Origin of the sequence: Butyrivibrio sp., assembly GCF_017940685.1 — a bacterium.
In the GTDB taxonomy this organism is placed as follows: domain Bacteria; phylum Bacillota; class Clostridia; order Lachnospirales; family Lachnospiraceae; genus Butyrivibrio.
The window spans coordinates 1-14,025 of the sequence record NZ_JAGAYD010000257.1 but is presented as its reverse complement, the minus strand read 5'-3'; the positions used below and the strand labels follow the sequence as shown (position 1 = coordinate 14,025).

13 protein-coding genes and 1 pseudogene are annotated in these 14,025 nt (G+C 44.3%); 4 read left to right on the top strand and 10 right to left on the bottom strand.

The features are described from left to right. Nucleotides 1–429 precede the first annotated feature (429 nt). The 7 genes from J6I68_RS15505 to J6I68_RS15475 form a co-directional block, all read right to left on the bottom strand. On the bottom strand, nucleotides 430–1,374 hold the full coding sequence (locus J6I68_RS15505) for an ABC transporter ATP-binding protein (protein ID WP_292205326.1): 945 nt from the start codon (nucleotides 1,372–1,374) through the stop codon (nucleotides 430–432). Then, nucleotides 1,358–2,497: an ABC transporter ATP-binding protein gene (locus J6I68_RS15500; protein ID WP_292221618.1), complete on the bottom strand. Its 1,140-nt coding sequence runs from the start codon at nucleotides 2,495–2,497 to the stop codon at nucleotides 1,358–1,360. Before J6I68_RS15500 ends, J6I68_RS15505 begins: the two co-directional genes overlap by 17 nt. 6 nt (nucleotides 2,498–2,503) lie before the next feature. Continuing rightward, nucleotides 2,504–3,562: an ABC transporter permease gene (locus tag J6I68_RS15495; RefSeq protein ID WP_292221617.1), complete on the bottom strand. Its 1,059-nt coding sequence runs from the start codon at nucleotides 3,560–3,562 to the stop codon at nucleotides 2,504–2,506. Nucleotide 3,563: 1 nt separating this feature from the next. After that, nucleotides 3,564–4,499: an ABC transporter permease gene (locus tag J6I68_RS15490; RefSeq protein ID WP_292221616.1), complete on the bottom strand. Its 936-nt coding sequence runs from the start codon at nucleotides 4,497–4,499 to the stop codon at nucleotides 3,564–3,566. Between the two features lie 88 nt (nucleotides 4,500–4,587). Next, the gene (locus J6I68_RS15485; protein WP_292221615.1) at nucleotides 4,588–6,321 is read right to left on the bottom strand and encodes a peptide ABC transporter substrate-binding protein; all 1,734 of its coding nucleotides are present in this window, start codon (nucleotides 6,319–6,321) and stop codon (nucleotides 4,588–4,590) included. A gap of 209 nt (nucleotides 6,322–6,530) precedes the next feature. Next, complete coding sequence (locus J6I68_RS15480) at nucleotides 6,531–7,592, bottom strand: threonine aldolase family protein (protein ID WP_292221614.1); 1,062 nt, start codon at nucleotides 7,590–7,592, stop codon at nucleotides 6,531–6,533. 11 nt (nucleotides 7,593–7,603) lie between these two features. Further along, entirely contained in the window at nucleotides 7,604–8,056 is a 453-nt protein-coding gene (locus tag J6I68_RS15475; protein WP_292221613.1) for a GAF domain-containing protein, read from the bottom strand. A gap of 140 nt (nucleotides 8,057–8,196) precedes the next feature. Here J6I68_RS15475 and J6I68_RS15470 point away from each other — a divergent pair, with 140 nt between their 5' ends. Then, nucleotides 8,197–8,907, top strand: a complete 711-nt coding sequence (locus J6I68_RS15470; protein ID WP_292221612.1) for an ABC transporter ATP-binding protein — start codon at nucleotides 8,197–8,199, stop codon at nucleotides 8,905–8,907. After that, complete coding sequence (locus J6I68_RS15465) at nucleotides 8,889–9,710, top strand: hypothetical protein (protein ID WP_292221611.1); 822 nt, start codon at nucleotides 8,889–8,891, stop codon at nucleotides 9,708–9,710. The genes J6I68_RS15470 and J6I68_RS15465 overlap by 19 nt, the downstream gene beginning before the upstream one ends. A gap of 125 nt (nucleotides 9,711–9,835) precedes the next feature. On the opposite strand, the gene J6I68_RS15460 is transcribed toward J6I68_RS15465, so the two are convergent. Beyond that, nucleotides 9,836–11,125, bottom strand: coding sequence for a GNAT family N-acetyltransferase (locus tag J6I68_RS15460; RefSeq protein ID WP_292221610.1), 1,290 nt, complete (start codon nucleotides 11,123–11,125; stop codon nucleotides 9,836–9,838). Nucleotides 11,126–11,330: 205 nt separating this feature from the next. Between J6I68_RS15460 and J6I68_RS15455 the strand changes: the two genes are divergently transcribed. Together J6I68_RS15455 and J6I68_RS15450 are read left to right on the top strand one after the other, a co-directional pair. Then, nucleotides 11,331–11,804 (top strand): hypothetical protein, encoded by a 474-nt coding sequence (locus J6I68_RS15455; RefSeq protein WP_292221608.1) that lies wholly within the window; start codon nucleotides 11,331–11,333, stop codon nucleotides 11,802–11,804. Beyond that, nucleotides 11,801–12,034 (top strand): helix-turn-helix transcriptional regulator, encoded by a 234-nt coding sequence (locus J6I68_RS15450; RefSeq protein WP_292221606.1) that lies wholly within the window; start codon nucleotides 11,801–11,803, stop codon nucleotides 12,032–12,034. The genes J6I68_RS15455 and J6I68_RS15450 overlap by 4 nt, the downstream gene beginning before the upstream one ends. A gap of 113 nt (nucleotides 12,035–12,147) precedes the next feature. Here J6I68_RS15450 and J6I68_RS15445 read toward each other — a convergent pair whose 3' ends face one another. Together J6I68_RS15445 and J6I68_RS15440 are read right to left on the bottom strand one after the other, a co-directional pair. Continuing rightward, nucleotides 12,148–13,674 (bottom strand): Na+/H+ antiporter NhaC family protein, encoded by a 1,527-nt coding sequence (locus J6I68_RS15445; RefSeq protein WP_292221605.1) that lies wholly within the window; start codon nucleotides 13,672–13,674, stop codon nucleotides 12,148–12,150. Nucleotides 13,675–13,761: 87 nt separating this feature from the next. Continuing rightward, nucleotides 13,762–14,025, bottom strand: a pseudogene (locus tag J6I68_RS15440) (rRNA large subunit methyltransferase I); the annotation flags it as partial.

The following is a 14,025-nucleotide window of genomic DNA, read 5'->3' as shown; positions in this document are numbered from 1 at the left end:
CTCTGCCGACAAAATTCATATCGGTATCGACTTTGTTATACATTTTGAGCTCCTTTCATCACATAAAAAGCCCCGTCCTTGTAAAAAGGACGAGGCCAATAATATACACTCGTTATACCACCCATTTACATACGCGCCGGAGTCTCCGGTTGAATACGCTTCCCGTTAACGTGGGGACTCACGGCAAAGATCTACTCGAAATAAAAACATGTCACGGGGACGGTTCTTTTGTCATCTTTTCTTTTGATCCTGCAGCTCGGAAGTGATTTTCGAATAGCAACTACTTGTACCCGCTTCCACCAACCGCAGGCTCTCTGTAAACTTTCGATAGCTATCTACTGTCTTCGTCACAGCTTTTCTATTTATAATGCACACATTCTACTACTAATCGTTAAAACATGCAAGAACTAATTCGCTAAAATGTACGGCTCAGACGGACTTCTTTGTCCATGCCTCAAACTCTTCGTCTGTACATTTTACGTAGTGGGAACCGCTAACTAGGTGCTCTGTGCCCTTAGTGTAGTCAATCCCGGACGTCTTGTAGTCGTAGTTTATGGCTTCGCGGTTCTTTTCCAGCTCCGGATTAGGGATCGGGATCGCAGACAAAAGAGATTTCGTATAGGGATGGATTGGATTTGAGAAGATCTCATCCGTTGTTCCCGTCTCAAGTAAATGTCCAAGGTGCAAAACTCCGATCCTGTCAGAGATGTACTTAACCATTGAAAGATCGTGGGCGATGAACAGATATGCTGTTCCAAGCTCTGCCTGGATGTCCTTCATAAGGTTTACAACCTGAGCCTGGATTGAAACGTCCAAAGCTGAAATACACTCATCCGCAATTACAAGCTTAGGATTAAGGATAAGGGCTCTTGCAATTCCTACTCTCTGACGCTGTCCGCCGGAGAACTGATGGGGATATCTGTCAGCGTGTTCCTTGGCAAGTCCTACCTTTTCAAGGATAGCCTCAACGCGCTGGTCCCTCTCTGCCTTGCTGTTATAGAAGTGATGTACATCAAGGGCTTCTCCAATGATATCTTTTATCTTCTTTCTTGGATTAAGGGAAGCCATTGGGTCCTGGAAGATCATCTGCATCTGGATACGGAGCTTTTCCTTTACATCCCTGCTCATCTTTCCGGAGATGTCCATTCCGCAGAAATTGATGGTTCCCTCTGTTGGGTCGTAGAGCCTTATGATGCTCCTTCCTATAGTGGACTTACCTGAGCCTGATTCTCCAACAAGGCCGTATGTCTCGCCAGGATATACCTTAAAGCTCACGTCATCTACTGCCTTAACTGTATATGTCTTGCTGACAGGGAAATACTGCTTAAGTCCCTTTACCTCCAAAAGAGGCTCTGCATTATAATTTGCTGTCATTAACACCTGCCTCCTTCTTCATTCTCTCAATTCTAGCCTTAAGCTCTTTTGGCATCTCTACCTTGGGAGCTCTTGGGTCAAGGAGCCATGTGGCTGCCCAGTGGGTCTCAGAAATCTGGAACATTGGAGGTTCAAGCTTGTCGTCAATCTCCAGTGCATAAGCATTTCTAGGTGCAAATGCATCTCCCTCCTTCTCGTGGAGAAGGTTTGGAGGTGAACCAGGGATTGTGTAGAGCCTGTCGTCGTCTGTTCCAAGGTCAGGCATTGCTGACAAAAGTCCCCAGGTGTATGGGTGCTTTGGCTCATAGAAGATCTCATTTATGTTGCCGACCTCAACGATCTTTCCTGCGTACATGACATTTACGTAATCTGCAACCTTAGCCACAACACCAAGGTCATGGGTAATGTAGATTACCGCAATATCTCTCTCCTTCTGAACCTTTTTGATAAGCTCAAGGATCTTGGCCTGAATGTTAACATCAAGGGCCGTTGTTGGCTCGTCGCAGATAAGAAGATCAGGGTTACAGGAAAGAGCTATAGCAATGACAACTCTCTGTCTCATTCCGCCTGAGAGCTGGTGTGGATACTGCTTCATTCTCTTTTCAGCATCCTCAATACCAACCTCCTTAAGAAGATTTACTGCCCTGTTATAGGCATCCTTCTTATCGATCTTGTAGTGCCAGATCATTCCTTCCATGATCTGCTTACCAATGGTCATGGTAGGGTCAAGACTGGTCATGGGATCCTGGAACACCATTGCGATCCTTCGGCCATTGATGTGCTTCCTGATCCACTTCTTGTCCATTTTAAGGATATCTGCTTCTTTCCACTGCGCATTAGCGTCGTTTTCAGGGTTGTAGTCGATTCCGCCTACGTTGTCGCGATATCTGTAGATGATCTCTCCGCTGTTTACAACTGCATTCTTGGCAAGGATACCCATTGCTGCTCGCATTGTAACTGACTTACCAGAGCCGGACTCACCAACAATGGCAACAGTCTCACCCTGATAGAGATCTATATTGACTCCTCTGATGGCATGTACCTTACCGGCAGTTGTCTCAAAGGTGATGTCAAGATTTTTGACATCCAGTATTTTTTCACGTAATTTCTTTTCTTCACTCATCTGGTCTTACATCTCCTTAAGCTTGGGATCCAGGGCCTCTCTAAGACCGTCTGCCACCAGGTTAAAGCTCAGCATCAGAAGCGCCATAACCACAATTGGTGGAATTATCTGATAAGGGTGCGTTGTAAAGCTGTTGAAGCCTTCTGAAATAAGGGAGCCAAGTGAACATCTTGGTACCGGAATTCCAAGTCCTACAAAGGACAGGAAAGCTTCGGTGAAGATCGCTGTAGGAATAGAGAACATAACCTGAGTTATAATAGGTCCGATGATATTAGGAAGGACCTCACTGAAAATAATGTGCATGCTTCCAGCGCCCAATGTTCTTGATGCAAGAACGAATTCCTGCTCCTTTAATTTCAGCATCTCAGCTCTTGCGATCCTGCTCATTCCCACCCATTCTGTCAGCATCAAAGCCACGATGATGGTCAGCATACCAGGCTTAAACACCAAAAGAAGAAGAGTTACGATAACAAGCCTTGGGATACCGTTGGCAATCTCTAAGATCCTCTGCATCACCATATCCACTTTTCCGCCAAAATATCCGGAAATAAGGCCGTAGCTCATACCGATGATCATGTCGATGATAGCCGCTGCAACTGCGATGATAAGTGAAACCTGGGCTCCAGACCAGGTTCTTGTCCAGATGTCACGTCCAAAGTTGTCACTTCCAAACCAGTAGAAGGTATCAGGAAGCTTATTCTCAAAATAGAGGTTAACAGTCTTGGTTCCCTTGGTGGTTGCGATGTTTTCATGACCATCAAAAAAGCCTGTGTACTCAATAAGAGGAATCCTCGGCGCAAGATTCTTTTTGGCCAGATCCTGCCCCGAGTATGTGTAGCTGTTCATTGAAGGTCCAACAAAGGCAAAGAAAGTGATCACAAGCACGAAGATAAGTCCAAATACTGCGCTCTTTTTCTTTCTAAACCTTGCAACAACCTCTTTCCAAAAGCTCTGGGAAGCAAAGTTAGAATCAACAAGGATGTCTTTATCGTTCCCTTTAAGCTTAAAATCCGCATCTGTAGGCACGTAGGGCTCTTTTGTAAGTACTGCTGCTGTCTCTGCCATATCAGTCTCCCTCCTTTGCCACACGAATTCTTGGATCGATGATGCCGTAGAGGATATCCACTACCAGCATGATCCCGATGTACATTGCTGAATATATAAAGCTAAGGGCTATAACCACGTTATAGTCATTAGACTGGATTGCGTTTACAAGAAGTGACCCAACTCCAGGGATTGAAAAGATCTTTTCCACAACAAGGGAACCTGTCATAAGGTCAACAACAAGCGGTGCAAGCACTGTAATGATAGGAATAAGGGCGTTTCTAAGGGCATGGGAAAAGATAAGTTTGTTGCCCGAAAGTCCCTTGGACTCAGCAAGGAGCATATAGTCAGATCCTAAAACTTCTATCATCTCCGCCCTTGTAAATCTCGCTATTGAAGCCATGGTGAACATGGACAGGGATATGGAAGGAAGGACGCTGGATCCTATCACATCTTTTGCTGAAAAGAGCATTGGGAACCACTTGAGTTTAAATCCGAACTGATAAGACAGAGCCAGCGCAAACACGTAGGAAGGCACTGACACTCCGATTACTGAAATGATTGTTGCCAGGGTGTCCCAGAATGTGTCCTTTTTAAAGGCAGCCAAAAGGCCCAGCAAAAGACCAACAACAGCACCTATTAAAACTGCCGCAAATCCAACTCCGATGGAAATTGGAAGACGGGATGCGATGAGCTGTGTGATCGGTGTATTCTTGGAAATCTTGTAACTAACTCCAAGGTCTCCTCTGAACATGTTAAAGACATACTGGAAAAACTGAACGATTATCGGTTTGTCCAGTCCATATTTTGCATATAATGCAGCTCTCTGAGTGTCGTTAAGTTTCTCATCGTTAAATGGAGAACCCGGCATCAGCTGCATTAGTATAAAAAGTATCAGTGTGATGGCCAGCAGTGTGAAAAGAGCTGTCACCACTCTTTTAATAACATATTTTTTCATGACTACCCCAATAGAGAAACTGCGCGAAGACAGATAGCGTCCACCACCCATCTTCGCGCAGCAGCCTTCTTTATGCCTTATTTTTTGATCAGTTCTTTACTGCGTTCTTATATACTCTGTTGAGAGCAACAGGGTGGAACTCAATTCCTGATACATCTGTAGAGATAAGCTCAGCATTGCACTGTGTGTAGAGAGGGAAGATAACTGCCTCGTCCATTACGATCTTTTCAGCATCGTAAAGTGCTGCCCAACGAGCTGTTGCATCCATAGCTGTCTCGCCAGTTGTGCACTCGTCAATGATCTTGTCATACTCAGCATTGCTCCAGAAACCGTAGTTGTTGGAGTTGTCTGTTACCCACATTCCAAGGTATGTCATAGGATCAGCATAGTCAGGGCCCCAACGTGTAAGTCCGAGCTCGAACTCGCCTTCCTGCATACGCTGTACTCTCTCCTTCTTAGGCATCTGCTGAAGTTCAACAGTAAGTCCAGGAAGTGTTGTCTCGAGCTGCTCCTTAACAACCTGTGCAACCTTGATAGGAGCATCGTCTGCATCGTGGATCATTGTAAGTGTAAGCTCTGTGATGCCAAGTTCCTCAAGTCCCTTAGCCCAGTAGTCTGCAGCAGCTGCTGCGTCGTACTTACATACATCTGAGAACTTTGTCTGGTCAGCTGAGAAGTCTGATCCGTCTGGACCTGCTGCGAAGTCCATAGGAACTGCTGTGAATGTAGGAGCTGAACCGTCCTTAAGTACGTCTGTTGTGATTGCTTCCCTGTTGAGAGCCATTGTGATAGCGTAACGGATATTTAAGTTAGCAAGCTCTTTTACATCCTGGATGTTAGGGCTGATGTACCACATGTATCCTGCACCAATTGCCTGGAATGCTGGATCATCCTTAACCTGGTCAACCTGCTCACCATTTACAAGAGTTGTATCAAGGTCCCCATTCTGGTAGCTCATAAGAGCCTGCTGTGAATCCTGGATAACCTGGTAGTTAAGACCTGCAAGCTTAACGCTGTCTGCATTGTAGTAATCAGCATTCTTGGTAAGGTGAATAGCTGTTGCTGCTGGCTGATAGTCGTCAAGTACAAATGCACCGTTTGAAAGAGTTGTCTCTGGGCTTGTAGCAAATGTATCGCCAACGCTCTCATAGAAAGCCTGGTTTACAGGGTAGAATGTTGGGAAGTACATAAGTGAAAGGAAGTAGCTGACAGGAACATTGAGCTTAACCTCAAGTGTCTTGTCATCAACTGCTGTTACGCCAAGTTCTGACTTGTCCTTAGCACCGTCGATGATCTCCTGTGCATTTACGATCTGACCGATATCGCTGAGCATGTAAGAATACTCTGAAGCGATCTCAGGATCAACTGCTCTCTGCCAAGCAAATACAAAGTCGTTTGCTGTTACAGGCTCGCCGTTGCTCCAGTTAGCATCTGCACGAAGGTGGAATGTATATGTAAGTCCGTCGTCTGAAACGTCTACGCTCTCAGCGATAGCGTTTACAGCCTGTCCATCTGCATCCATCTGCATAAGACCATCTGTGTAATCAGCGATTACCTCAAATGATGTTCCGTCTGTTGCCTGCTGTGGGTCAAGTGACTCAACTGGTGTCTCAAGCATTACGTTGAGATCCTCTCCTGAACCCTCTCCTGTAGCCTCTGCTGCAGTAGCATCAGCACTCTCTGTTGTGTCTGCGCTCTGGGTAGAATCTGCAGACTCTGTTGTCTCTGTCTCAGTAACTCCGCTAACAGCAGAGCTTCCGCATCCGATCATGCTCATGGCTAAAACTGAAGCCAGCATGACTGACAAAATCTTTTTCTTCATACTGTCATCCTCCTGGTGATATTAATGCTTATACGTGTATACAATTGATGTATATTAACCATAGTAAGCGCTTACCCAGGGGGATGTCAACAAAAAACTTTATCACTTTAAACCGCTTACCCTTCAACGCGCCTAATGAGCAAAGTGGGAACCCGCAAAAATAGGGCAACTGCGCATTTTTGCAGCTGCCCCTTGTTTCAAAAACTTTTTTATAAGAATTTCATGAGAGTCTCAACATCTTCCTCCGTTGTGGCCCAATCAGTGGCAAGTCTTATAACTGTATGAGTGTCATCGTACTTTTCCCAGAAGCTGTAGCCTACGTTTTGTGACAGCTCTTTTAACTTGTCATCACTTACAATAATGAACTGCTGATTTGTTGGAGAATCCAGGAAGAACTTATATCCCTTTTCTGTCAGTCTTTCCTTAAGGAGCTCTGCCATCTCAATTGCGTTTTCACTTATCTCGAAGTAAAGGTCGTCAGTAAAAAGAGTGTCAAACTGAATACCAAGAAGCCATCCCTTTGCAAGAAGGGCTCCGTGCTGCTTGATAACCGGAACAGGGTGGGCTGTTGGTACTCCCTTAGGGAACACAACTGCTTCTCCAAAGAGGGCTCCCACCTTGGTTCCTCCAATGTAGAATACGTCCACGTAAGATGCGATATCCTTCATTGTGACGTCAGTTCTTTTGCTCATAAGACCATATCCAAGTCTTGCGCCATCAAGGAAAAGCGGGATCTTATACTCCCTGCAGACTGCTGAAATGTCTGTAAGCTCCTTCTTAGTGTAAAGAGTTCCGTACTCTGTTGGGTGTGAAATGTAAACAGCACCGGGAAATACCATGTGCTCGTGGTTGCCATCGCCGTAGAAGGTATCAAGATATTTTTTAAGGTCAGATGCGTTTATCTTACCCACATCGGATCCGTATTTATCAGTGTCCTTTTCTGCCCCTTTATTAGGAAGGGTCAGGACCTTGTGTCCGGAAAACTCGATAGCACCTGCCTCATGGGCTGCTATGTGTCCAGTGTCAGCTGCCACAACTCCCTCGTAGGGCTTAAGCAGCATATCGATGATGGTCTGGTTAGTCTGGGTTCCGCCTACCAGGAAGAACACATCTCCATCTGGGCAGCCGCACTTTTCCTTGATCTTGTCTGCGGCGCTCCTGCATATATCATCAGTGCCATATCCAGGCATCTGATCGAAGTTGTTTTCCATAAGACGCTCTAAAATCTCAGGGTGTGCGCCCTTTGTGTAATCACTGGCAAAAGAAATCATATCCTGCCTCCTTAGAATTCTATTACTTCTTCAAGGGCCCTTACGAACTCTTCAAGTCCCTCTTTGTCAGCCTCGTCAAACCTTGAAAGGCTTGGGCTGTCGATATCAAGAACTGCCACTACATGTCCATCTTTATGGATAGGTACGACAATTTCTGAGTTGGATGCACTGTCGCAGGCGATATGCCCGGGGAACTGATGCACATCTTTTACAAGCTGCGTTTCATCTTTTTCTACTGCTGTTCCACAGACACCCTTTCCCACTTCTATCCTTATGCAGGCAACCTTACCCTGGAAAGGTCCCAGCATAAGGGAGCCTTTATTCATAATGTAAAAGCCTGCCCAGTTAAGGTCTTCCATGTTGTCATATAAAAGAGCTGAGGCATTCGAAAAAACCGGAATGAAGTTTGGTTCATCATCTGCCAGAGCTTTGATCTGCTTAGCAAGTAACTTGTAGTCTGTCATGGTTTCTCATCTCCTGTAAATATGTAGGTTTGAGCCCTCTGGCTCATCCTCTTGATTCTAACACCCGTCTTCATTGTGCGCAATCTATATATTGAAAATGGTCATATCATGGTAAAATCACTTGGAGGAGGAGTAATGAAATGAGTAAACTTATTGAAATCAGGGGCCTTACCAAGGTCTATGATGCTTGTACAGCCCTATACGACGTCAATCTTGAGATTGGCAGTGGAAAAATAGTTGGCCTTCTTGGACCAAACGGAAGCGGCAAGACAACAATGATCAAGATCCTGTGCGGACTTCTTCGTCCCACAAGTGGATCTGTTTTTGTAGACGGACAGCCCATTGGTATAGAAACAAAACGCGTCATCTCTTATCTTCCTGATAAGACATATCTTGATGACAACAGGTCCATCAAGGACACCATCAACCTGTTTGTGGACTTTTATAGTGACTTTGATCCATACCGGGCTTATGACATGCTTGGAAAGCTTGGGATCAATCCAGAGGCCAAGCCCAAGACTTTATCTAAAGGTAATAAAGAAAAGGTGCAGCTCATCCTTGTCATGAGCAGACGCGCCAAGCTCTATATTCTGGATGAGCCTATCGCAGGCGTAGATCCTGCTGCAAGAGATTACATCTTAAATACCATTTTGACCAATTACGATCCACAGGCCACAATCCTGATCTCAACACATCTTATTGCTGATGTTGAGAAAGTTTTAAATGAAGTAATCTTTTTACACAATGGACAGGTTGCTCTTCATGCCTTTACTGATGACCTCAGGGCAAGGGAAGGTAAGTCCGTTGATGAACTGTTCAGGGAGGTATATAGATGTTCGGCAAATTACTAAAACATGAGATTATTGATACCTGGAAGATATTTTTACTATTGGATGTTGTAGCTCTTTTGCTAGGCGTCATCGTCGGCGCTGTTGGGTTTGTGGCTGTTCAGATAAAAGACATGCCAAGCATTTTGATAATTCTTTTAGTACTTGGAGTAGTTGGATATTTGATGCTGCTCGTATCCTTAAGCGTCCTTACTCTTGTTCATATCGTAGTGCACTTTTACCGCAGCATGTTCAGTTCCCAGGGGTATCTTACATTTACACTTCCTGCAACTGCTACTCAAATAGTATCCGCTAAGCTCCTATCAGCTGTTATCTTTCAGCTTATAAACTCTGTATGTGTAACTCTAAGTATCTGCTTAGCTGTATGGGGCGTCATGATAGCAGGCTATAAAGAGGCCCTTGATGAAGTCCTTGATTTTCTCTATGACTTTAAAGATTTAATCATCGAAGCTTTTGGAGTAGCTCCAGGAACCATCGTTCTTTATATAATATTTGGTATTGTAAGTTTGTTCTCAGGCATTCTGATCTTCTACTGCTCTATGTGTATTGGCCAGCTTTGGCAAAAGCACAAGGTCCTTGGCTCTGTTGTTGCATACTTCGCCATCACCATCGTAACCAGGATCGTTACCACTATCGTCCAGCTTACCAGCGGCTCATTTGGAATGCTTCTTTCTGACTACGACCTTGATCCTACCAAATACTTCTCGCACACCATGACCGTAAATCTGATCATCAGCATCATCGCTACTGGTCTTATGTACTTTGGGTGTATCTACACCACAAGCCACAAGCTCAACCTCGACTAAACAAGCCACGGGGACGGTTCTTTCGTGACAGGGGGACGGTTCTTTTGTCATGTTTTATCATGCTAAAACATGACAAAAGAACCGTCCCCGCTGTCACAAAAGAACCACACCCGCTAACTCATTTATCATTTCTTTTTACAAATATACAATAGATGATTTGTAAGTCCTAAAAGTTCTCTTTTCTCAGATACTGTCAGATACCATGCAGAAAGTTTCTTAAAGTCTTCGTCAGAAACGCTAAAATCGCCCCTTTGCTCTACTGGCTCTAAAAGTCCATCGACGCCAGTGGTTGTAATATATTCTACAGGCTTATCATTAAACAGGTCCTCAAATTCTGCAATATCATATCCGGTAAAGAGCTGTTCCTTAAAGTGCTTTACCCTGCCATCTTCAGTAAAGTTCTCTTCCTGTCCAAATCCCCAGTTTCCATAAAAATAGTTGGAATACATGATGGCATAGACTGAAATAAACGCAAACAATATAACTCCATCCTTTTTTGTTACTCTGATGGCCTCATCGATAGCCCTGCTTACTTCTTCCTTATCATACAGGTGGTATAAAGGGCCAAATACAAGGGTCACATCAAAAGAGCTGTCTGCAAAAGCGCTTAAGTCAGTAGCATCCCCCTGCAAAGCCGTCAAGTTAGAAATTCCCTTGCCATGCTCCTTTAGTACTTCAATGTTTTTATCTACCAGTTCAACTGCAGTGACGTCCATTCCCTCTTTTGCAAGAGCTATGGAATAGCGCCCTGTGCCTGCACCTACCTCCAGGACCTTTGCCCCCTCATGGGCGAACCTGTGGATGTAGTTCATGGTGGTAGCAAACTCAAGCCTTCCATGTACACTTCGCTCCAGTCTTACATCTTCTTCATACTGGCTGTAGAAGCTACTGACAATATCCTGCCTTGAAGCGCCCTCCGGTATCTGATTGATCCTGGTAAAGTACTCAGTCTCATTCTCGTGATGGATATAAGCGCCGTTCTTTTGCTGCACCTTAAGGCTTGCAGGATTGTCCTTGTTCACCGACATGTAGACTTCGTGGATATTTATCTCCCTTGCCTTTTTAAGGGTCAGCTCAAGGCCTTTTGTAGCATAGCCCTTTCCGCGGTATTTTTGGGAGATGCAGTAGCCGATATGCCCCGGCCCTTCCCTCAGGAAGTCATTCAAATAGTGTCGGAGATTGAAAACGCCTACGTAGGTACCCTCATCATTAAGGACATATGTCGTATCCGCAACAAACCCTTCCGGAAGCTCTTTTCCCTGTGACCAGTTTCGCTTTTTCTCAATCCATTCGAGAAACTGCTCATAATTATAGCCATAGACATTGTTCATATAGCCATTTTCATTTTCGGGAAAAGACATATAGAGCTCGTAAGTTTTTTTGTAGTCCGAATCCTGTACTCGTATTAATTCCATACTGATCTCCTCCTGACACTCTTTTTTCTGAAAATATATAAAGAAGAGGATAATTGACAGACTATTTTTTGTCAAGAGCCACGGGGACGGTTCTTTTGGCATGTTTTGAAACAATCCCTTTCTAAAAAGGTACTATATATTACCGCGAAAGCATGTGATACAGTCAAAGAAGATAGAACGTTACTAGATGGGAAAGGAGAATTTCATGAAAAATATCAGATTTGTCCTTCTTGGAGAATTATTATTGTTCCTTGGAATCTTTTTGTTTAACGTAGTATTAGGAGGCGACGGATTATCAGCTATAGCATGGTTTCTTGACATGCCTTCACTTCTGATAATAGTGCTATTTTTAATCCCCGGACTCCTTATCATGGGGGCCTGGAAGGATTTTACCAGATCATTTTCTGTTGGCATCAAAACGTTTTCACTTTTGGAGCTCAAGAACATAATCGAAGCAGTAAATGCCGCGCAGAAACTGACCATATATGGTGCACTCTTTGCCATCATCATATCCAGCGTGCTTTTGATGGGACATCTTGATGATCCCGCTTCTTTCGGTCCAAAACTTGCAGTATGTTTTCTTTCAGGACTTTACGCCGTGATAATTGAATTCCTGCTTCTGCCACTTCGTCTTAACGCAGAGAAAAAAATGAATGAAGAAATGGACCTGGGTGAATGAAACAATCTGAGATCACAAAAGAACAGTATCTCAAAATTGCACAGAAATTCAGCTTTACAAAACGTGAACTGGAACTGGGCTTTCTAAAGGTGTCCGGATTTTCAAATCGAAGGATCGCGTATATGCTTGGAATTTCAGAACAGACTGTGAAAAACCATTTCACCCATATCTATGAAAAAGCCTGGGTTCCGGGGCGAAATGAGTTTAAAGAATTGTTTTTCGAAGAATAAAAAATGGGACTGTTTGCTGACACGGGGACGGTTCTACTGTCAGGTTTTATCAAGATAAAACCTGACAGTAGAACCGTCCCCGTGTCAGCAAACCGTCCCCGTGTCTTATATTATTATTCTTTAGCGACTGTCTTTTTAAGTACCAAAAGTGTACCGAGCATCAGGATGATTCCGATCGGCAGACATACAAACCAGTTCCTTACAAAACCGGTGATGATGTAAGCCACAAAGGATACTGCTGCTGCAGTAATGGCGTAAGGCAGCTGGGTTGAAACATGTTTGATGTGGTCGCACTGTGCTCCGGCGCTGGCCATGATAGTTGTGTCTGAAATTGGTGAGCAGTGGTCTCCGCAAACAGCTCCTGCCATACAGGCTGAAATGGAGATGATCATAAGCTCGTTGCCCATGTTGGAGCCAAATACGTTTACGATGATAGGAATAAGGATTCCGAAGGTTCCCCAGGATGTTCCTGTGGCAAATGCAAGGAATGTTCCAATAAGGAATACTACTGCAGGGATAAAGCTCATAACTGCGCTGTTGTCGGCAAAGTTCTCGAAGATTCCTGCAACATAATTTGCTGCGCCCAGAGAATCTGTCATGGACTTAAGTGTCCAGGCAAGTGTAAGAACAAGGATAGCTGGAACCATGCTCTTAAAGCCTTCAGGAATTGAGTTCATGCAGTCCTTGAAGCTAAGTACTCTTGTTGCAATAAAGAAAATAACTGTAAGGATGAGCGCTGCTACTGATCCGTAAACAAGACCAACAGAAGCATCAGATCCTGAAAAAGCATCTATAAAGCTTGCACCATCAAAGAATCCGCCTGTGTAGATCATTCCAATAACACAGCAGATTATTAGAGAAGCGATAGGGAATATCAGATGGATAACTTTACCTTTTACGGATACAGGAGGTGCTGGCTGGTCGCTGGCACCAAGAAGTCCTTCGCCATCTCCAAATGAAGGAAGGTAATCTTTTACTTTAATGTGCTCCTCAGCCTGCTTCATTGGGCCATAATCAAATTTCATGAATGTCAGCCCAAACATCATGGCAATTGTAAGAAGAGCGTAGAAGTTATAAGGAATAGCACGAACAAAAAGTGAAAGACCATTCACGCCATCTACAAAGCCTGTTACGGCTGCTGCCCATGAAGAAATTGGCGCGATGATACAGATAGGAGCTGCTGTGGCATCGATAAGATATGCCAGCTTCTCCCTTGATATCTTCTGCTTGTCAGTAACCGGTCTCATAACTGAACCTACTGTAAGGCAGTTAAAATAGTCATCAATAAAGATCAGCATTCCAAGGACTATCGTAGCAACCTGTGCCCCAGCCTTGGTCTTAACATGAGTTACTGCCCATTTTCCAAAGGCTGCTGAGCCTCCCGCTCTGTTCATGAGCATGACCATGGTTCCCAGAACCACCAGGAAAATCAGGATACCAACGTTCCAGGAATCTGAAAGCTGTGCGATCATACCATCTACAAAAACATGCTCAATTGTTCCGGTAAAACTAAATCCAGAATAGAGCACTGCTCCGACAACAACACCAATAAAGAGTGAAGAATAAACCTCTTTGGTGATAAGCGCCAGTGCAATCGCTATGATCGCAGGAAGTAAGGACCAGAAAGTGTCGACAAACATAGTATTCTCCTTTGCGTTAAAGTGTTAAAGTTATTCTTATTATTTTGCAGCGCACTATGTTTTGTCAATGAAAAAATGTGTCAATTCTTACATTTCATCCACAACCTGAAAGATCACGAATTTAAGGTAATATGAAGCCGATCCGCCCCAGAGGATTGGATGATCCATAGCCTGCTGCCTGAACTCCACCTGGCGAAGCCTCTTGTGGGCATCTCTTGCTGCATCACCAATAGTCTTAAGGAACAGCTCCTCATCCATAAAGTGTGAACAGGAACATGTTGCGAGATAGCCGCCATCCTTTACAAGGCGCATTCCACGAAGGTTAATTTCCTTATAGCCTGTCACAGCCTT